This window comes from Pseudomonas sp. GW821-FHT07B01, assembly GCF_059419065.1.
This window is the reverse complement of sequence record NZ_JBWKRA010000010.1, coordinates 24,534-43,731: the sequence shown is the minus strand read 5'-3', so window position 1 is coordinate 43,731 and position 19,198 is coordinate 24,534. Positions and strand designations below refer to the sequence as shown.

Annotated in this window: 15 protein-coding genes; 10 read left to right on the top strand and 5 right to left on the bottom strand. The window is 60.9% G+C overall.

Annotated elements, in window-relative coordinates; genetic code table 11:
• Nucleotides 1–4: 4 nt before the first annotated feature.
• The 3 genes from AC07S6_RS13175 (at nucleotide 5) to AC07S6_RS13165 (ending at nucleotide 4,604) form a co-directional block, all read left to right on the top strand.
• Nucleotides 5–973 carry an ABC transporter ATP-binding protein gene (locus tag AC07S6_RS13175; RefSeq protein ID WP_034126279.1) on the top strand — a complete coding sequence of 323 codons (969 nt, stop codon included), beginning with the start codon at nucleotides 5–7 and terminating at the stop codon, nucleotides 971–973.
• Nucleotides 973–1,944, top strand: a complete 972-nt coding sequence (locus AC07S6_RS13170) for a peptide ABC transporter ATP-binding protein (RefSeq protein ID WP_003188483.1) — start codon at nucleotides 973–975, stop codon at nucleotides 1,942–1,944. The genes AC07S6_RS13175 and AC07S6_RS13170 overlap by 1 nt, the downstream gene beginning before the upstream one ends.
• A gap of 401 nt (nucleotides 1,945–2,345) precedes the next feature.
• The gene (locus AC07S6_RS13165) at nucleotides 2,346–4,604 is read left to right on the top strand and encodes a TonB-dependent siderophore receptor (RefSeq protein ID WP_495112460.1); all 2,259 of its coding nucleotides are present in this window, start codon (nucleotides 2,346–2,348) and stop codon (nucleotides 4,602–4,604) included.
• Nucleotides 4,605–4,683: 79 nt separating this feature from the next.
• Here AC07S6_RS13165 and AC07S6_RS13160 read toward each other — a convergent pair whose 3' ends face one another.
• From AC07S6_RS13160 to AC07S6_RS13150, 3 genes are all read right to left on the bottom strand, one after another.
• Nucleotides 4,684–4,938: a hypothetical protein gene (locus AC07S6_RS13160; protein WP_072447040.1), complete on the bottom strand. Its 255-nt coding sequence runs from the start codon at nucleotides 4,936–4,938 to the stop codon at nucleotides 4,684–4,686.
• Nucleotides 4,939–5,033: 95 nt separating this feature from the next.
• Entirely contained in the window at nucleotides 5,034–5,279 is a 246-nt protein-coding gene (locus AC07S6_RS13155) for a hypothetical protein (protein WP_072447037.1), read from the bottom strand.
• A 153-nt stretch (nucleotides 5,280–5,432) separates the two neighbouring features.
• Complete coding sequence (locus tag AC07S6_RS13150) at nucleotides 5,433–7,016, bottom strand: peptide chain release factor 3 (RefSeq protein WP_034126275.1); 1,584 nt, start codon at nucleotides 7,014–7,016, stop codon at nucleotides 5,433–5,435.
• A gap of 331 nt (nucleotides 7,017–7,347) precedes the next feature.
• On the opposite strand from AC07S6_RS13150, the gene AC07S6_RS13145 reads away from it, so the two are divergent.
• The 5 genes from AC07S6_RS13145 (at nucleotide 7,348) to AC07S6_RS13125 (ending at nucleotide 12,406) form a co-directional block, all read left to right on the top strand.
• The gene (locus tag AC07S6_RS13145; protein WP_003188475.1) at nucleotides 7,348–8,064 is read left to right on the top strand and encodes an ABC transporter permease; all 717 of its coding nucleotides are present in this window, start codon (nucleotides 7,348–7,350) and stop codon (nucleotides 8,062–8,064) included.
• Nucleotides 8,065–8,084: 20 nt separating this feature from the next.
• On the top strand, nucleotides 8,085–8,978 hold the full coding sequence (locus tag AC07S6_RS13140) for a glycine betaine ABC transporter substrate-binding protein (RefSeq protein WP_495112459.1): 894 nt from the start codon (nucleotides 8,085–8,087) through the stop codon (nucleotides 8,976–8,978).
• A 12-nt stretch (nucleotides 8,979–8,990) separates the two neighbouring features.
• Entirely contained in the window at nucleotides 8,991–9,644 is a 654-nt protein-coding gene (locus tag AC07S6_RS13135; RefSeq protein ID WP_003188473.1) for an ABC transporter permease, read from the top strand.
• Nucleotides 9,641–10,798 (top strand): osmoprotectant ABC transporter ATP-binding protein OsmV, encoded by a 1,158-nt coding sequence (locus AC07S6_RS13130; RefSeq protein ID WP_057726113.1) that lies wholly within the window; start codon nucleotides 9,641–9,643, stop codon nucleotides 10,796–10,798. Before AC07S6_RS13135 ends, AC07S6_RS13130 begins: the two co-directional genes overlap by 4 nt.
• Nucleotides 10,799–11,242: 444 nt before the next feature.
• The gene (locus AC07S6_RS13125; RefSeq protein ID WP_014716890.1) at nucleotides 11,243–12,406 is read left to right on the top strand and encodes a type III PLP-dependent enzyme; all 1,164 of its coding nucleotides are present in this window, start codon (nucleotides 11,243–11,245) and stop codon (nucleotides 12,404–12,406) included.
• Between the two features lie 121 nt (nucleotides 12,407–12,527).
• On the opposite strand, the gene AC07S6_RS13120 is transcribed toward AC07S6_RS13125, so the two are convergent.
• Nucleotides 12,528–13,271 carry a tetratricopeptide repeat protein gene (locus AC07S6_RS13120; protein WP_054919361.1) on the bottom strand — a complete coding sequence of 248 codons (744 nt, stop codon included), beginning with the start codon at nucleotides 13,269–13,271 and terminating at the stop codon, nucleotides 12,528–12,530.
• Nucleotides 13,272–13,273: 2 nt separating this feature from the next.
• On the bottom strand, nucleotides 13,274–13,954 hold the full coding sequence (locus tag AC07S6_RS13115; protein ID WP_495112458.1) for a Fe2+-dependent dioxygenase: 681 nt from the start codon (nucleotides 13,952–13,954) through the stop codon (nucleotides 13,274–13,276).
• 205 nt (nucleotides 13,955–14,159) lie between these two features.
• On the opposite strand from AC07S6_RS13115, the gene AC07S6_RS13110 reads away from it, so the two are divergent.
• Nucleotides 14,160–16,445, top strand: coding sequence for a TonB-dependent receptor (locus AC07S6_RS13110; protein ID WP_495112457.1), 2,286 nt, complete (start codon nucleotides 14,160–14,162; stop codon nucleotides 16,443–16,445).
• A gap of 123 nt (nucleotides 16,446–16,568) precedes the next feature.
• On the top strand, nucleotides 16,569–19,094 hold the full coding sequence (locus AC07S6_RS13105) for a PepSY domain-containing protein (RefSeq protein WP_495112456.1): 2,526 nt from the start codon (nucleotides 16,569–16,571) through the stop codon (nucleotides 19,092–19,094).
• Nucleotides 19,095–19,198 lie beyond the last annotated feature (104 nt).

Sequence of the window (19,198 nt, the reverse complement as noted above, 5' to 3'; positions counted from 1 at the left end):
TCCCATGTCACTGTTAGAAATCAAGAATCTCAACGTGCGCTTCGGCGACAAGACCGCCGTGCCGGTGGTCGATGGCCTCGACATTTCGGTCGACAAAGGCGAAGTCCTGGCGATCGTTGGCGAGTCGGGCTCGGGTAAATCCGTGACCATGATGGCGCTGATGGGCCTGATCGAGCATCCCGGCATCGTTACCGCCGATGCGCTGAACTTCGACGGCAAGGACATGCTCAAGTTGAGCAACCGCCAGCGCCGCCAGATCGTCGGCAAAGACCTGGCGATGGTGTTCCAGGACCCGATGACCGCGTTGAACCCCAGCTACACCGTGGGTTTCCAGATCGAAGAAGTGCTGCGCCTGCATTTGAAAATGTCCGGCAAACAAGCACGCAAACGCGCCATCGAGCTGCTGGAAAAGGTCGAGATCCCAGGCGCTGCCAGCCGTATGGATGCCTACCCGCACCAATTGTCCGGCGGTATGAGCCAACGCGTGGCAATCGCCATGGCGATTGCCGGCGAGCCCAAGTTGCTGATCGCCGATGAGCCGACCACTGCGTTGGACGTAACCATCCAGGCGCAGATCATGGAACTGCTGCTGGCCCTGCAAAAAGAGCAGAACATGGGCCTGGTGCTGATCACTCACGACCTCGCGGTGGTTGCCGAAACCGCCCAGCGCGTGTGCGTGATGTACGCAGGCCAGGCGGTGGAAGTCGGCCAGGTGCCGCAGCTGTTCGACATTCCGGCGCACCCGTACAGCGAAGCATTGCTCAAGGCCATTCCCGAGCACAGCCTCGGTGCTACGCGCCTGGCCACGTTGCCGGGCATCGTGCCCGGCCGCTACGACCGTCCGCAGGGTTGCCTGCTGTCGCCGCGCTGCCCGTACGTGCAGGACTCCTGCCGCGCCCAGCGGCCGGGCCTTGATCCGAAAAGCCACAGCCTTGCCCGCTGCTTCTACCCGCTGAACCAGGAGGTGGCGTAATGGCCGTCGTACTTACCGCCCGCGACCTCACCCGTCACTACGAAGTGTCCCGTGGCCTGTTCAAGGGTCATGCCACCGTGCGTGCCCTCAATGGTGTGTCTTTTGAGCTGGAAGCCGGCAAAACCCTCGCCGTGGTAGGCGAGTCGGGCTGTGGCAAATCCACCCTGGCCCGCGCCCTCACGCTGATTGAAGAGCCGTCGTCGGGCTCGTTGAAAATCGCCGGGCAAGAAGTGGCCGGCGCCGACAAGGCCCAGCGCAAGCAATTGCGCAAAGACGTGCAGATGGTGTTCCAGAGCCCCTATGCCTCGCTGAACCCACGCCAGAAAGTCGGTGATCAACTGGCCGAACCGCTGCTGATCAACACCAACCTGTCCGCCGCCGAACGCCGCGAGAAAGTGCAGGCGATGATGAAGCAAGTGGGCCTGCGCCCTGAGCATTATCAGCGCTACCCGCACATGTTCTCCGGCGGCCAGCGCCAGCGCATCGCGTTGGCCCGCGCCATGATGCTGCAACCCAAAGTGCTGGTGGCGGATGAACCGACCTCGGCGCTGGACGTGTCGATCCAGGCGCAGGTGCTCAACCTGTTCATGGATTTGCAGCAGGAATTCAACACCGCCTACGTGTTCATCTCCCACAACCTCGCGGTGGTGCAGCACGTGGCTGACGATGTGATGGTGATGTACCTCGGCCGCCCAGTGGAAGTGGGGCCCAAGGAAGACATCTACGCACGCCCGCTGCACCCTTACACCCAGGCGCTGCTGTCGGCCACGCCGACCATTCACCCGGACCCGAGCAAGCCGAAGATCAAGATCGTCGGCGAACTGCCCAACCCACTGAACCCGCCGCCTGGCTGCGCGTTCCACAAGCGTTGCCCGTATGCGACGGCGCGTTGCAGCAGTGAAGAGCCGCTGTTGCGTCCTTTGGATAACCGGCAGGTGGCTTGCCACTACGCGGAGCAATTCGTGGCCTGAAGCAACATTGTTTCCCTCTGTGGGAGCGGGCTTGCTCGCGAATGCGTGGGTTCAGCTACAGATGGGTTGCTGACACACCGTCTTCGCGAGCAAGCCCGCTCCCACAGGGGTAATGCGTGATATCGAGTTCCATCGCCCTTCCCGCCAGATTGCGCATCAGTCTGGCCGGAGGGGCTTTTTTTGCGCGTTTGTAACAAAGAACATACTGATTAAACCGCGCCCTTCACTGTCGACAGCCTTGAAAACATTGAGCCAGAGCCTTAAGGAAAGTGTATAGATTGTAAATGCAATTTACTTCTGTTTGAGAATAAATACCATTACGGCGCTAAGAGGGCGCTGAATGCACGAAAAAATTTCAGACGACTCTCGATCAATCGCCCCTCCTAAAGGACTTTGTGGACATGTCGTCTCAATTCAGGCTCAGCCATCTATCGCTGGCGTTTATCGCTACCCTTTCGTCCCCCGCGCTGCTGGCGCAGAGTGTGGAAAAAGAACGCGACAAGGTGCCGATCGAAGCGACAGACCTGCCTGTGGACGGCACGCCCCAAGCCCTGGTGCTGGGCGAGACGCGCGTGCTGGGCACCGCCGCCGAAGAACTCAAGCAAGCGCCCGGCGTGTCGATTATCACTGCCGAAGACATCAAGAAGCGCCCGCCCACCAACGACCTGTCGGAGATCATCCGTCGCGAGCCGGGCGTGAACCTGACCGGCAACAGTTCCAGCGGCAGCCGTGGCAATAACCGTCAGATCGACCTGCGGGGCATGGGCCCGGAAAACACCCTGATTTTGATCGATGGCAAACCGTCGACCTCGCGCAACGCCGTGCGTTATGGCTGGAGTGGCGACCGTGATACCCGTGGCGAAACCAACTGGGTACCGGCTGAAGAAGTCGAACGCATTGAAATCCTGCGCGGCCCGGCTGCTGCCCGTTATGGCTCCGGCGCCATGGGCGGGGTGATCAACATCATCACCAAACGCCCCACCGACCAACTGCACGGCTCGCTGACCGCCTACACCGCCTTCCCCGAAAACGATGCCGAAGGCGCGAGCAAACGCACCAACTTCAACCTCAGCGGCCCGTTGACCGACACCCTGGCGTTCCGCGTCTATGGCGGCCTGAACAAGACCGATGCCGATGACGCCGACATCAACCGCGCAGCGCAGGCGACCCCGGACTCGCTGGTGGCCGGCCGCGAAGGCGTGCGCAATAAAGATGTGAATGGTTTGCTGAGCTGGCAGTTCACTCCTGAGCAAACCCTCGACCTGGAGGCCAGCTACAGCCGCCAGGGCAATATTTTCGCCGGTGACACCATGCTCAACGGCGGTGGCGCATTCGTGGAAAGCCTGGTGGGCAAGGAAACCAGTGTGATTCAGCGCAGCAGCTTTTCAGCCACGCACCGCGGCGAGTTCGATTGGGGTTCGACCCTGGCCTCGTTGACCCACGACCTGACTCGCAACGAACGTCTCAACGAAGGCCTGGCCGGTTCCGGCGAAGGCGCGCCCTCCGCCAGCGCTGGTCGTTTCGAGTCGCGATTGCGCAACACCCGGGCCACTGCCGAGGTCAACCTGCCCCTGAGCGTCGGTGCCGAACAGGTGCTGACCCTGGGCAGCGAATACCTCTACGAGTCGATGAACGACCCAGGCTCGTTGCGCCCGCAAAGCTATGACCCGGGCACCGGCGGCGTACCCGCCATCCCGGGCGTCAGCCGCAACAGCACCAAGACCACCGCCTCGAGCTACGCCTTGTTTGCCGAGAACAACATCGAGTTGGGCAGCAAAACCGTCATCACGCCTGGCTTGCGCTTCGACGATCATGAGGAATACGGCGGCAACTGGAGCCCCAGCTTCAATGCCTCGCACCAGTTGACCAACGAACTGAGCATCAAGGGCGGCATTGCCCGCGCCTACAAAACCCCCAACCTGTACCAGTCCAACCCGAACTATTTGCTGTACAGCCGTGGTAATGGCTGCAACGCCAGCGAAGCCAACATGGGCGGTTGCTATCTGGTGGGCAACCGGGACCTGAAGCCGGAAATCAGCGTCAACAAGGAAATCGGCCTGGCTTTCGACAAGGGCACCTGGCGCACCAGTGCGACGTATTTCCGTAATGACTACAAGAACAAGATCAACGCCAGTAACGAGGCGGCGTTCCGTCTGGGCAACGGTCGACGTGTATTGGAGTGGGAAAACAGCGGCCCAGCCTTGGTACAGGGCGTTGAAGGCAACCTGTTCGTCAGCCTGCGCGATGACTTGGACTTGAACACCAACCTGACCTATATGATCGACTCCAAGGACAAAGACACCGGCGAACCCTTGAGCATCATCCCCAAGTACACCATCAACACCACGCTGGACTGGCAAGCCACTGACAAGCTGTCATTTCAGGTCAGCGGCACCTATTACGGCAAACAAGAAGCACCGACGCTCAACTCACGCAGCGCCAGCAGTTACGATCGCAGCGCCCAGCAGGACGTCGACCCGTACGGGTTGATGGGTCTGAGCAGCGGCTACGCGTTCAGCAAAAACCTGAGCGTACGGGTGGGCATCAATAACCTGCTGGACAAGCGCCTGTCGCGCAAAGGCAACGCCGAGGATGCGGGCGCGCAGACTTACAATGAGCCGGGCCGTGCTTACTTCGCCTCGGTGACCACTTCGTTCTGAAGAAAAGGGCGGCCAATAAAAATGCCTTGGGGGTCCCTTCCAAGGCATTGATTGTTTGAAACGCTCCCCCTTGGCGAGCCTACGTCTGGCTATCGCCTTCGTCTGCGTCGTCGCTGTCAGGCTCGTCGGTGGTCGAGTCGTCATCGTCTTCGCTGCCACCCTGGCCTTTATCGCCGGGCTCCGCTTCGGACTTGGCCAACTGCAAGTCCGAAATCTGGCTACTCGCCACCATCTCTGGGCCATGCACCGGGGCGTGCGCCCAGGCCGTCGACATCCCCAACGACAACAGCACCAGCACCTTCATCAATAGCACTACGCGTTGAACAATACCCATGGTCGATTCCGTCCAGTCAATAGATGAATTCTGCCGGCAATAACTTGCCGCCACCCGCGTAGACGCTAGTCGCGATTCTGGATTTACGCCAGGCCTCAGGTCTCGCCGTCGTCATAGGTTTCACTGGCTTCCCCTTCGTTATAGGGGTTCTCCTGATCCTCCTTGGGCGCCGGTTGGACCTGGGGCTGCCAACTGCCGGAGTTGACCTCATTGGCCTTTTTCTTGCTGACCGGACCGGTGTCTTTCCATTGGGGCGCGCCGGTATCGGCAAAAGTCGGAAAGGTCGTCGCTCCCAGGCTTGCCAGCAACACCAGATGGATGGCGAATCGAACATTTCGCACGGTGCTCTCCTTCACAGTCACTGTGTGAAAGCTAGACCCAATGCAGGGTTATCGCCAATTTCCAACCTTATAGAGACCAGACCCAGGGTAGTTGAAGCCAATAAAAAGGGGCGAAGCCATCACAGCTTCGCCCCTCTTTCACCCGCCCAGACCTTAGTGGTGTTCGCGGGTCGCGCGGAATTTCACATCCGGCCAACGCTCTTCCATCAGCGCCAGGTTGACCCGGGTCGGGGCCAGGTAGGTCAGGTGACCACCGCCGTCGATCGCCAGGTTTTCCACGGCCTTGTTGGAGAACTCTTCCAACTTCTTCTTATCGCTGCAATCAATCCAGCGCGCCGAATACACGGTGATCGGCTCGTAGGAGCACTCCACCTTGTATTCCTCTTTCAAGCGGCTGGCGACCACGTCGAACTGCAGCACACCCACCGCGCCGAGGATGATGTCGTTGCTGCGCTCGGGGAAGAACACCTGGGTGGCGCCCTCTTCGGCCAATTGCTGCAAGCCCTGGCGCAGTTGCTTGGATTTGAGCGGATCACGCAGGCGCACGCGGCGGAACAGTTCCGGGGCGAAGTGCGGGATACCGGTGAAGCCCAGCGCTTCGCCTTCGGTGAAGGTGTCGCCGATCTGGATGGTGCCGTGGTTATGCAAACCGATGATGTCGCCGGCGTAGGCTTCTTCGAGCTGTTCACGCTCGGAGGAGAAGAACGTCAGGGCGTCGCCGATGCGTACGTCCTTGCCGGTGCGCACGTGGCGCATCTTCATGCCTTTTTCGTAGCGGCCGGAGCAGATACGCATGAAGGCGATACGGTCGCGGTGCTTGGGGTCCATGTTCGCCTGGATCTTGAATACGAAGCCGGTGAATTTCTCTTCCACCGGCTCCACGGTGCGCTCGTTGGCGACGCGGGCCAGCGGGCGCGGAGCCCAGTCCACGACGGCGTCCAGTACGTGGTCGACGCCGAAGTTGCCCAGGGCGGTACCGAAGAACACCGGGGTCAACTGGCCGTCGAGGAACTCCTGCTGGTTGAACTCATGGCAGGCGCCCTGCACCAGTTCCAGTTGGTCGACGAAACGGTCGTACTCGTCACCCAAGTGGGCGCGGGCTTCGTCGGAGTCTAGCTTTTCAATGATCTTGGTTTCGGTGCGTTCATGGCCGTGGCCGGCGGTGTAGACAATGATGTAGTCGTCGGCCAGGTGGTACACGCCCTTGAAGTCGCGGTAGCAACCAATCGGCCAGGTGATCGGCGCGGCCTTGATCTTCAGGACGGCTTCGATTTCATCCAGCAGCTCGATGGGGTCGCGGATATCGCGGTCGAGTTTGTTGATGAAACTGACAATCGGCGTGTCACGCAGACGGCACACGTCCATCAGCGCGATGGTACGTGGCTCGACGCCTTTACCGCCGTCGAGGACCATCAGCGCCGAGTCCACCGCGGTGAGGGTGCGGTAGGTATCTTCGGAGAAGTCTTCGTGCCCTGGGGTGTCGAGCAGGTTGATCATGTGCTCGCGATAGGGGAACTGCATTACCGACGTGGTAATGGAAATACCCCGTTGCTTTTCCATTTCCATCCAGTCGGAGGTGGCATGGCGGTCGGATTTGCGCGATTTCACCGTGCCGGCTACCGCGATCGCCTTGCCCATCAGCAACAGCTTTTCGGTGATGGTGGTTTTACCGGCATCGGGGTGGGAAATAATGGCGAAAGTGCGGCGTTTCGCGACTTCGGCGGCCTGGTGGGTCATGGGAAATCGCCTGGCAGGTGAGTCAAAAAAGGGCGGCGAGTATAGCGCAAACGCGAGGGTACGGACCACCGTTGAGCCCATTGGGGGTGGCTAAATGCGCCCAAGTGTGGAACCTTTTAAAAGGTCGAGACGTCCACTCCCCTGCTACCGCACTCGGAACAGGGGCTGAAAAATCAGCAAGTTAGCCTGACGAGGCTGCGCTTATGGCTCGATCGCATACTGCATTGCCAGTATCGGCGAGCTGCTTTTCGCGAACTCATCAGAGGCAGCCAGGAATGGCATTGCCGCTCGGAAATGTGTTCGCCGACAAAAGAAAAAAAGGAGTCCGCCTGTGGCTATTCGCTATGGCAAAGGGCTGATAGGAGCAGTGGTTGTCGTCGCTCTCCTGGCCCTGCTGGTCCACTGGATCGGCATCAACACGATCGAACTGTACCGCGACGATTTGTTGTTTTACCTGCAAGCTCATCTGATTCTGGTTTTAGTCTCCATGCTGGCGGCCCTGATTGTGGGCATCCCCGCCGGTATCCTGCTCAGCCGACCCAACATGGTCGGGCGCGCAGAACGTTTCATGCAGATCTTCAACATCGGCAACACCGTCCCTCCCCTGGCCGTACTGGCCATCGCCCTCGGCGTCCTCGGCATCGGCAGCGGCCCGGCCATCTTCGCGCTGTTCCTCGCCTCGCTCCTGCCCATCGTACGTAACACCTACGAAGGCCTGAAAAACGTTCAGGGCTCCCTCAAGGAAGCCGCCACCGGCATCGGCATGACCCCGCGCCAGGTGCTGTTTCGCGTGGAGCTGCCCAACGCCGTGCCGATCATCATCGGCGGTGTGCGCGTGGCCCTGGCGATCAACGTCGGTACCGCACCGCTGGCGTTCCTGATTGGCGCCAACAGCCTGGGCAGCCTGATTTTCCCTGGCATCGCCCTGAACAACCAGCCGCAACTGTTGCTCGGCGCCGCGTGTACCGCGCTGCTGGCATTGCTGCTTGATGGCCTGGTGACCATGGCCAGCCGCCTCTGGCTGGAACGCGGGTTGCGCCCGTCTTAAGGCCCGGTAAAGGAATTCACATGAAAAAACTGAGCTTGATATTAGGCTGCGCCCTGCTGTTTGCAGGTATTGCGCAAGCCGCTGAAAAACCTGTGATCCGCATTGGCGCCAGGGTGTTCACCGAGCAGACCCTGCTCGCCGAAATCACCTCCCAGTACCTGCGCACCAAGGGCTACGACGCCCGTGTGACCGGCGGACTGGGCAGCAACCTGGCGCGTAGCGCCCAGGAAAGCGGGCAACTGGATCTGATCTGGGAATACACCGGCGTGTCGCTGGTGGCCTACAACCATATCGACGAGAAACTCGACAGCGAACAGTCCTACGCTCGGGTCAAAGAACTCGATGCGAAAAAAGGCTTGGTCTGGCTGTCGCCGTCGCGTTTCAGCAACACCTACGCCCTGGCACTGCCGGAGAAAGTTGCTGAGGAACATCCCGAGATCAACAGCATCAGCGATCTCACCAAAGCCATGGCCGAGGACATCAAGGAACAGCGCCTGGTCGCCCTGGACACCGAGTTCGCCAACCGCTCCGACGGCCTGGCGGGCATGGTCAAGCTGTACGACATGAACCTGACGCGCAAAAACACCCGGCAGATGGACGCGGGCCTGGTCTACACCGCCCTGCGTAATGGCCAGGTGTTTGCCGGACTGGTCTACACCACCGACGGGCGCCTCAACGCCTTTAAGTTGAAGCTGCTCGAAGACGACAAGCACTACTTCCCGGATTACACCGCAGCCCCGGTGATCCGCCAGGAATACCTCGACAAACACCCGCAACTGGCCGCCGAACTCAGGCCTTTGGCCAACCTGTTCGACGATGAAACCATGCGTCAGCTCAATGCACGGGTCGACGTCGACCATGAAAGCCCGTCCGCCGTTGCCGCCGATTTCCTGCGCCAACATCCAATCAACTAAAAAGGAGAAGACATGGAATTTTTGAACGCCTTTTCCCATCTTGATTGGGCCCAGGTCCTGCACCTGACCTGGCAGCACATCACCCTGGTCGGCATCGCCGTGATCCTCGCGATCTTCATCGGCGTGCCCCTGGGCATTCTGATGACGCGCTTCCCGACCCTGGCCGGCCCGTTGCAAGCCAGCGCCACAGTGTTGCTGACCGTGCCATCCATCGCACTGTTCGGCCTGCTGCTGCCGTTCTACTCCAAGTTCGGCCAGGGCCTGGGGCCAATGCCGGCGATCACCGCCGTGTTCCTTTACTCCCTGCTGCCAATCATGCGTAACACCTACCTGGCCCTCACCGGCGTTGAGCCAGGCATTCGCGAAGCCGCACGCGGCATCGGCATGACCTTCGGCCAGCGCCTGCGCATGGTCGAACTGCCGATTGCGGTGCCGGTGATTCTCGCTGGCGTGCGTACCGCCGTGGTGATGAATATCGGTGTGATGACCATCGCCGCCACCATCGGTGCCGGTGGCCTGGGTGTACTTATTCTGGCTTCCATCAGCCGCAGCGATATGTCGATGCTGATCGTCGGCGCCGTGCTGGTCAGTCTCCTGGCCATCTTCGCCGACCTGCTTCTGCAATGGCTGCAACGCTCGCTGACTCCAAAAGGATTGCTCAAATGATCGAACTTCAAAACCTGTCCAAGACTTTTCAAAGCAACGGCAAGACGGTCACCGCCGTCAACGATGTGAGCCTGACCGTCAACGAAGGCGAGATTTGCGTGTTCCTGGGGCCCTCGGGCTGCGGTAAGAGCACTACGCTGAAAATGATCAACCGACTGATCAAGCCCTCCTCGGGCAAGATTTTGATCAACGGCGAAGACACCACCGACCTCGACGAGGTGACCTTGCGTCGCAACATCGGCTACGTGATCCAGCAGATCGGCCTGTTCCCCAACATGACCATCGAAGAGAACATCGTGGTGGTGCCCAAGCTGCTCGGCTGGGACAAGCAGAAATGCCACGACCGCGCCCGCGAGTTGATGAGCATGATCAAGCTGGAGCCCAAGCAGTACCTGCATCGCTACCCGCGTGAATTGTCGGGTGGGCAGCAACAGCGCATCGGAGTGATCCGCGCCCTGGCGGCGGATGCGCCGCTGCTACTGATGGACGAGCCGTTCGGCGCGGTCGACCCGATCAACCGCGAGATGATCCAGAACGAATTCTTCGAGATGCAGCGCGCGCTGAACAAGACCGTGATCATGGTCAGCCATGACATCGACGAAGCCATCAAGCTGGGTGACAAGATCGCCATCTTCCGCGCCGGCAAGCTGCTGCAGATCGACCACCCGGACACGCTGCTGGCGCACCCGGCCGACGAGTTCGTCAGCAATTTCGTGGGCCAGGACAGCACCCTCAAGCGCCTGCTGCTGGTAAAAGCCGAAGACGCGGCGGACAACGCCCCGTCGGTGAGCCCGGAAACACCCGTGGCCGATGCGCTGGAATTGATGGACGAGCATGACCGCCGCTACGTGGTGGTCACCTGCGCCGAAAACAAGGCGCTGGGGTATGTACGCCGCCGCGACCTGCACCGCCAGGCCGGCACCTGCGGCCAGTACCTGCGCGAGTTCAACGCCACGGCGGCGTACGACGAGCATTTACGCATCCTGCTGTCGCGCATGTACGAGTTCAACCGTTCGTGGTTGCCGGTGATGGATGCCGAGCGCGTGTTCCTGGGTGAAGTGACCCAGGAGTCGATTGCCGAGTACCTGAGTTCCGGTAAATCCCGTGGCGGCAAGACCAGCATTGTCTCGCCTGCCGAAACTGCTTTGGCTTGATAGATCGCTATCGCAGGCAAGCCAGCTCCCACAGGGGAATGCATTCCAGCATAAGAATGCAGTTCAAATGTGGGAGCTGGCTTGCCTGCGATGAATACACCGCAAATCCATCTGATTGGCCCCATCCGGGGAACATCAATCCGTCACACCGGTCGGTTACATAAGTAGCTTTACGCGGCCGCGCGACGAACGCGTGCAAAAACGCGACATTTTTAGTTGATCCCACGCCCGCCAAGCCCTAAAGTTCGCGCCGAACGTCCATGCTGGAAACGATCCATCCGGCTCAAGTACTGACGACGAGACAGCAAGGCCAAGGGCAGCTTACCCCATGGCCTTTTTGCTTTCGGCGACATGCCTTGGGAAGTAGGCGAACCAAAGTGGGGATACGGAGGACGTTCATTTGCACCCATTGATCAAATTAGTTTGCCCTTAGGAGTTCCCAGCATGTCGATCAACGTCGAAGATTATTTCGCGCGCGCCACTTTTGACAAAATGAAGGCGTTCGCCGACAAGCAAGAAACCCCGTTCGTGGTGATCGACACCGCGATGATCAGCCAGGCCTACGACGACCTGCGCGCCGGTTTCGAATTCGCCAAGGTGTATTACGCCGTCAAGGCCAACCCGGCCGTTGAGATCATCGACCTGTTGAAAGACAAGGGTTCGAGCTTCGACATCGCCTCGATCTATGAGCTGGACAAGGTCATGGACCGCGGCGTCAGCGCCGACCGTATCAGCTACGGCAACACCATCAAGAAATCCAAGGACATCCGCTATTTCTATGAGAAGGGCGTGCGCCTGTTCTCCACCGACTCCGAAGCCGACCTGCGCAACATCGCCAAGGCTGCGCCGGGTTCGAAAGTGTATGTGCGTATCCTCACCGAAGGCTCGACCACTGCTGACTGGCCGTTGTCGCGTAAATTCGGCTGCCAGACCGACATGGCCATGGACCTGCTGATCCTCGCCCGCGACCTGGGCCTGGTGCCTTACGGCATCTCGTTCCACGTCGGCTCGCAACAGCGCGACATCAGCGTGTGGGACGCAGCCATCGCCAAGGTCAAGGTGATCTTCGAACGCCTCAAAGAAGAAGACGGCATCCACCTGAAGCTGATCAACATGGGCGGCGGCTTCCCGGCCAACTACATCACCCGCACCAACAGCCTGGAAACCTACGCCGAAGAAATCATCCGTTTCCTTAAAGAAGACTTCGGTGACGACCTGCCGGAAATCATCCTGGAACCTGGCCGTTCGTTGATCGCCAACGCCGGTATCCTGGTCAGCGAAGTGGTGCTGGTGGCGCGCAAGTCCCGTACCGCCGTCGAGCGCTGGGTGTACACGGATGTGGGCAAGTTCTCCGGCCTGATCGAAACCATGGACGAAGCCATCAAGTTCCCGATCTGGACCGAGAAGAAAGGCGAGATGGAAGAAGTGGTCATCGCCGGCCCGACCTGCGACAGCGCCGATATCATGTACGAAAACTACAAGTACGGCCTGCCGTTGAACCTGGCCATTGGTGATCGTCTGTACTGGTTGTCGACCGGTGCCTACACCACCAGCTACAGCGCGGTGGAGTTCAATGGGTTCCCGCCGCTAAAATCCTTCTACGTTTAACCCCACCCCCGATCGTTCCCACGCTCTGCGTGGGAACGCCTCCTGTGACGCTCTGCGTTACGCGCTCAAGTGCGGACGCGGAGCGTCCAGGGCGGCATTCCCACGCGGAGCGTGGGAACGATCAGCTCGTAGCTCGTTGCCGGTACAACTCGGCCATGGCGCGAATTCGCGGGTCATCCGCCCGTGCCAGCGCCTTGTGTGCCGTTTGCAGAAACTTGAGATTCCCGCCTGCCAGCGCCTTGTGCAACCATTCCAGCGCCGCGTCGATCTGGCCGCTGTCGGCCAGCACCGCCGCATGGCTGAACTGCCCACGAAAATCACCTGCCTCGGCTGAGCGGCGGTACCACTCAACGGCCGCCTCAACATCCTTGGGGCAATGCTGCCCGTCTTCCAGGTAACGCCCGAGCAGGTTCATCGACTTGGCATGGCCCTGTTCGGCAGCCTGGCGATACAGCGCCAGTGCTTGCGCCTGGTCTTCAACAACGCCACGGCCGGTAGCCAAGAGGTTGGCGTAGTTGTACTGCCCCCAATCCAACCCGGCGTGTGCCGCCAGGCGATATTCCCGTGCTGCGGCGGCTTCATCGACAGCGCAGCCCCAACCATGCTCCCGGCAACGCCCGATCATATTGCGCGCCATCAGGTGCCCGCCCTGCGCGGCAATCTGGAACCAGCGCAGCGCCAGGGCCTCATCGCGGGCAATGCCGCGCCCTTCCAGCAAGATTTGCCCGAGCAGGGCCTGGGCCTCGACCACACCGGCCTTGGCGGCGATCAGGATGGCCTGGGCGGCGCGCACCGGGGAGTCATCGAGCATGCTCTGCAATTGTTCGACATTGAGCACTTCTTCGCGGCGCAATAAAAAACCCATGCTCAGACCTCGACCCAGCGGCGCAACAGGTTGTGGTAGGTGCCGGTGAGCTGGATCAGCGCAGGGTGGTCGGGGACGTCGCGGGTCAGTTGCTGGATCGCGCCGTCCATTTCAAACAGCAAGGTGCGCTGGCTGTCTTCGCGCACCAGGCTTTGGGTCCAGAAGAACGAGGCATAGCGCGCGCCACGGGTCACCGCGTTGACTTTGTGCAGGCTGGAGCCGGGGTACAGCACCATGTCGCCGGCGGGTAGCTTGACCCGCTGCAGGCCGAACGTATCCTGAATCTCCAGTTCGCCGCCGTCGTACTCGTCGGGATCGCTGAAGAACAGCGTGGACGACAGGTCGGTGCGCACGCGCTCGTGGCTGCCTTTGGGCTGGCGCACCGCATTGTCGATATGAAAGTCAAAACTGCCGCCAGCGGTGTAGCAGTTGAGCAGTGGCGGGAAGACTTTATGCGGCAGCGCGGCCGACATAAACAGCGGGTTGCACCACAACCGCTCCAGCATGGCTGCGCCAATTTCCTTGGCCAACGGGTGACCTTCAGGCAATTGCAGGTTGTGCTTGGCCTTGGCCGACTGGTGACCGGCGGTGATTTTGCCGTCAGCCCATTCGGTCTCTTCCAGGGCCTGGCGAATGCGCAGCACCTCCTCGCGAGAGAACAGGCCGGGAATGTGCAGCAACATGGGGCAATACCTGCGATCAGAGAGGTGTCAATGGTATTGATTCTTATCCTCTCTGTAAAATACAGGGACGAACGAGAGCGCAAAATCCGTAACAAAAAAGTGTAAAGAATGTAAATTTGATGCGAATAGCAATATCTCGCAATTGATACAAAGTCTTGTTGGCCCTATATTCCGCGGCCTCACATCCTTGGGGAAGGGACACGTCATGTCGCGCACTATTCTAAAAATACCGGCCAGTTCGCCACGCATGCTGGCCTCCGCCATTGGCGTTGCCCTGAGTGCCGGCTCCGCCGCCCACCTGGCACAGGCCGCTGAAAATACCGAGCCAACAGGCGAGCGCAACCCTATCTCCCTCGGCGCCACCAACATCACCGGCCAAGAGCCGGACAACACCTCCTACCAGGTGGAGAAAGCCTCGTCGCAGAAGTACACCGCGCCGCTGGTGGACACGCCGCGCTCGGTCACTGTGGTGCCGCAACAAGTACTCAAGGACACCGCCGCCACCTCGCTGCAGGACGCCTTGCGCACCGTACCGGGTATCACCTTCGGCGCCGGTGAAGGTGGCAACCCTCAGGGCGACCGCCCGTTCATCCGTGGTTTCGACGCCCAGGGCGATACCTACCTCGATGGCGTACGCGATACCGGTGGCCAGAGCCGCGAGATCTTCGACATCGAATCCATCGAAGTCAGCAAAGGCCCGAACTCCTCGTTCGGCGGCCGTGGCTCGGCCGGTGGCAGCCTCAACCTGGTGAGCAAGACCCCGCAAGCGCGGGACTTCACTAACGGCGGCTTTACCTACGGCTCCGATCAGACCCGCCGCTACGTGCTCGACGTGAACCGCCAGTTCCTGGACGACAGCGCGGCATTCCGCCTGAACCTGATGAGCCATGAACAAAACGTGGCTGGCCGCGATGCGGTGAATTACGACCGTTGGGGCGTGGCGCCGTCGCTGACTTTCGGCTTGGGCACGCCAACCCGTGTCAACCTCAGCTACTACCATATGGAAAGTGATGACCTGCCGGATTCGGGGATTCCCTACGGCTACGGTTCGTCGACCGCCACAGCCCACGTGCATGACAAACCCAACGACGGTGGCGACAGCAACAACTTCTACGGTTTGAAAAGCCGTGACTTCCGCAAGACCCGTGCGGACATCAGCACGTTCTCCATCGAACACGACTTGAACGACAACATGACGCTCAAGAACACCCTGCGCCACGGCAGCACCGGCCAGGACTATGTGCTCACTCAGCCGGATGACAGCAAGTTCAACGTCAACCGCTACGGCACCGTCTGGCGTCGCGCCAACAGCCGTGTCTCGACCACGACCACAACCACCAACCAGACCGATCTGTTTGGCAGCTTCCAGGCCTTGGGCTTCAAGCACACTTACTCCACCGGCCTGGAATTTACCGGCGAAGAAACCCGTGTCAGCGGCTACACCGTCAGCCCTAACGCCAACCCGGTGTGCACAACGGCCAAGGGCAGCCTGGGCGGCCAGTGCACCTCACTGAGCAACCCGAACCCCGACGACGCCTGGAACGGCAGCATCGCGCGCAACTACAACGGTACCAACACCAAGGCCACCAGCCGCGCCGCGTACGTGTTCGACACCATCGAGCTCGATCCTAAATGGCTGCTGAACGTGGGGTTGCGCTACGACACCTTTGACACCGAAGCCAACACCAACGCCGTCGCTGGGCGCACCAAGATCAAGGACGACAGTCAGTTCTTCAACTGGCAGGCCGGCCTGGTGTGGAAGCCGGTGGAGAACGCCAGCATCTACGCCTCTTACGCCACATCGGCCACGCCAGCCGGTGGCCTGGTAGGCGAAGGATCCGACGGCAACCCGCTGTCTGCCGGTGCCGCCACCAGCGACTTGCAGCCAGAAGAAACCGTCAACTACGAACTGGGCACCAAGTGGGACCTGTTCCACGACCGCCTGTCCCTGACCGCAGCCGTGTTCCGCACCGAGAAGAAAAACACCCGCATCCTGGTGGATGCGCTCACCTACCAGAACGCCGGGGAATCTCAGGTCGACGGCATCGAGTTGTCTGCCAGCGGCAAAATCACCGAACAATGGCAGGTGTTTGCGGGCTACAGCTATCTGGACAGCGAACTGGTCAAATCCGGCCTCAACGGGCGTAACGGCGTAGTCAGTGCCGGCTCCAACAAAGGCAACCAAATGCCCAACACGCCGAAGAACTCCTTCAGCCTGTGGACCACCTACGAGATCACGCCCAAGCTGACCATCGGCGGCGGCGCCTTCTACGTCGATGAGGTTTACGGTGATGTCGGCAACACGGTGTATGTACCCTCCTACACCCGCTACGACGCCATGGCCAGCTACAAGCTGACCAAGAACGTCGACCTGCAATTGAACGTGCAGAACCTTACCGACAAGACCTACTACGACAAGGCCTTCTCCACGCATTTCGCCAACCAGGCGGCCGGTCGTACGGCGTTGTTGACCACCAGCTTCCACTTCTAAAAGCGGTCAAGGTTCAGCCAGGAGCCCCACACATCGGATGCGTGGGGCTTTTGCGTGTTTCCCGGCAACTCACGGCATAATGCGCGCCGTGATCAGATATCCAGCTAAGCGAGGCGCTCCGACGTGTTGAAGAAAACCCTGTTCCAGTTGCATTGGTTCTTCGGCATCACGGCCGGGCTGGTGCTGGCCTTGATGGGGGTCACCGGGGCCGCGTACTCGTTCCAGGACGAGATCCTGCGGGCGCTCAACCCCACCGTGTTGAGCGTGCAGAAACGCGAGGCCGGTGTACTGCCGCCCGCCGAGCTGGTACGCAAATTGGAAGCGGCCGAAGGCAAGACCGTGGCCATGCTGTGGGTAGAAAGCGAGAGCGGCAACGCCGGCCGCGTGTCCTTCACACCGCCACCGGGCGAGCGCCGTGGCCAGATGCGCTACTTTGACCCGTACACCGGCGACTACCTGGGCGACGCGGTCGGCCAGGACCTGTTCGGTTTTATCCTGCAACTGCACCGCTTCCTCGCCATCGGCGATACCGGGCGCAATATCACCGGCGCCTGCACCCTGATCCTGCTGTTCTTCTGCCTCTCCGGCCTGTACCTGCGCTGGCCGCGCCAGGTGAAAAGCTGGCGTGTCTGGCTGACCCTGGACTGGCGCAAAAAGGGCCGCAGCTTCAATTGGGACCTGCACTCGGTATTCGGCACCTGGTGCCTGCTGTTTTATCTGTTGGCAGCGCTGACCGGGCTGTATTGGTCCTACGACTGGTACAACCGTGGCGTGACCAAACTGCTGTCCGACGCGCCGCAGAACGAACGCATGCGCAAGCGCGGCCCAGCCCCCACCGGCCCGGCTCCGGTGGCCAACTATGACGCAATCTGGAGCAGCATCTACAGCAACGCCGGCCCCGACTTGAGCGCCTACAACATTCGGATGCCCGCGGTCGCCGGGCAACCGGCCACCGTGTATTACCTGCTCACTTCATCGCCCCATGACCGTGCGCTGAACCAGATCAACCTGGACCCGGCCACCGGCGAGGTCAAATCCCACGAGCGCTACGCCAGCAAAAGCCTCAAGGCGCAGTTGCTGACCAGTGTGTATGCGCTGCACACCGGCAGCTATTTCGGCCTGGTCGGGCGCATCGTCCTCACCGTCAGCTCACTGCTTATGCCGCTGTTTTTCATCACGGGCTGGCTGCTGTACCTCGACCGACGCCGCAAAAAGCGCCAGGTTCGCGATGCCCGCAAAGGTTTGACAGATAACCACAGCAATGCCCCGGCCTGGCTGATCGGCTTCGCCAGCCAGAGCGGCTTTGCCGAACAACTGGCCTGGCAAACGGCCGGGCAACTGCAGGCTGCGGGCCTGGCGGTGAAGGTGCAGCCCCTGGGCAGTGTCAGCCGCGACGACCTCAGCCAATCACAGAACGCGCTGTTTGTGGTCAGTACCTTTGGCGACGGCGAAGCCCCCGACAGCGCCCGCGGGTTCGAGCGCAGCGTGCTCGGCCAAGCGCTGCCCCTCACAGGCTTGAACTACTCGGTGCTGGCCCTGGGTGACCGGCAGTACGAACATTTTTGCGGCTTTGCCCGGCGCCTGCATTTCTGGCTGACCAACCAGGGCGGCACCCCGCTGTTTGCCCCGGTGGAAGTCGACAGCGGCGATACACTGGCGCTGCAGACCTGGCAACAGCAACTGGGCCAGCTCACCGGGCATGCGCCGGCAGCGGCCTGGCCGACGGCCCAGTACGAAAACTGGACCCTGAGCCAACGCACCCTGCTCAACCCCGACAGTGTCGGCTCGCCCGTCTACCTGCTGGGCCTCACATCCACGTCTGCGCACAGCTGGCTGGCCGGCGACCTGGTGGAAGTCCTGCCGCGCAATTGCCCCTGGGCCATCGAACACTTCCTGGCCGGCCTGGGCTTGGTCGGCAGCGACGGTGTGGTGATCGACGGCGTGGCCCACACCCTTGATCAAGCCCTGGCCACGCGCCAACTGCCGGAAAACCGCACGCACCTGGTCGGCCTGCACGCCCAGGCATTGGTGGACGCGCTGGTCCCCCTGGGCATGCGCGAATACTCCATCGCCTCGATTGCCAGCGACGGCGTGCTGGAGTTGATTGTGCGCCAGGAACGCCACCCCGACGGCAGCCTGGGGCTTGGCTCCGGCTGGCTGACTGAACACGCCGCCCTCGGCTCGGCCATCAGCCTGCGCCTGCGGCGCAACAGCGGCTTCCATTTGCCCGACGCGCCTGTGCCACTGATTCTGCTGGGCAACGGCACCGGGCTTGCGGGCCTGCGCAGCTTGCTCAAAGCACGCATTGCCGACGGCCAGCAGCGAAACTGGCTGCTGTTCGGCGAGCGCAATATCGCCCACGACTACCTGTGCCAGGACGAACTGCAAGGCTGGCTCGCCAGTGGAGACCTGGCCCTGCTGGACCTGGCATTTTCCCGCGATCAAGAGGAGAAGATCTACGTACAGGATCGCCTGCGCGAGTCAGCGGATGTGCTGCGCAAATGGCTCGCGGACGGCGCAGCGATTTATGTGTGTGGCAGCTTGCAGGGGATGGCGACGGGGGTGGATCAGGCACTGAAAGACATCTTGGGCAATGAGGCGCTGGAGCGCCTGATCGAACAGGGTCGCTATCGCAGGGATGTCTATTGATATTTGATCGTTCCCACGCTCCGCGTGGGAATGCCGCCCTGGACGCTCCGCGTCCGCTCTTGACGGCGTGACGCGGAGCGTCACAGGATGCGTTCCCACGCAGA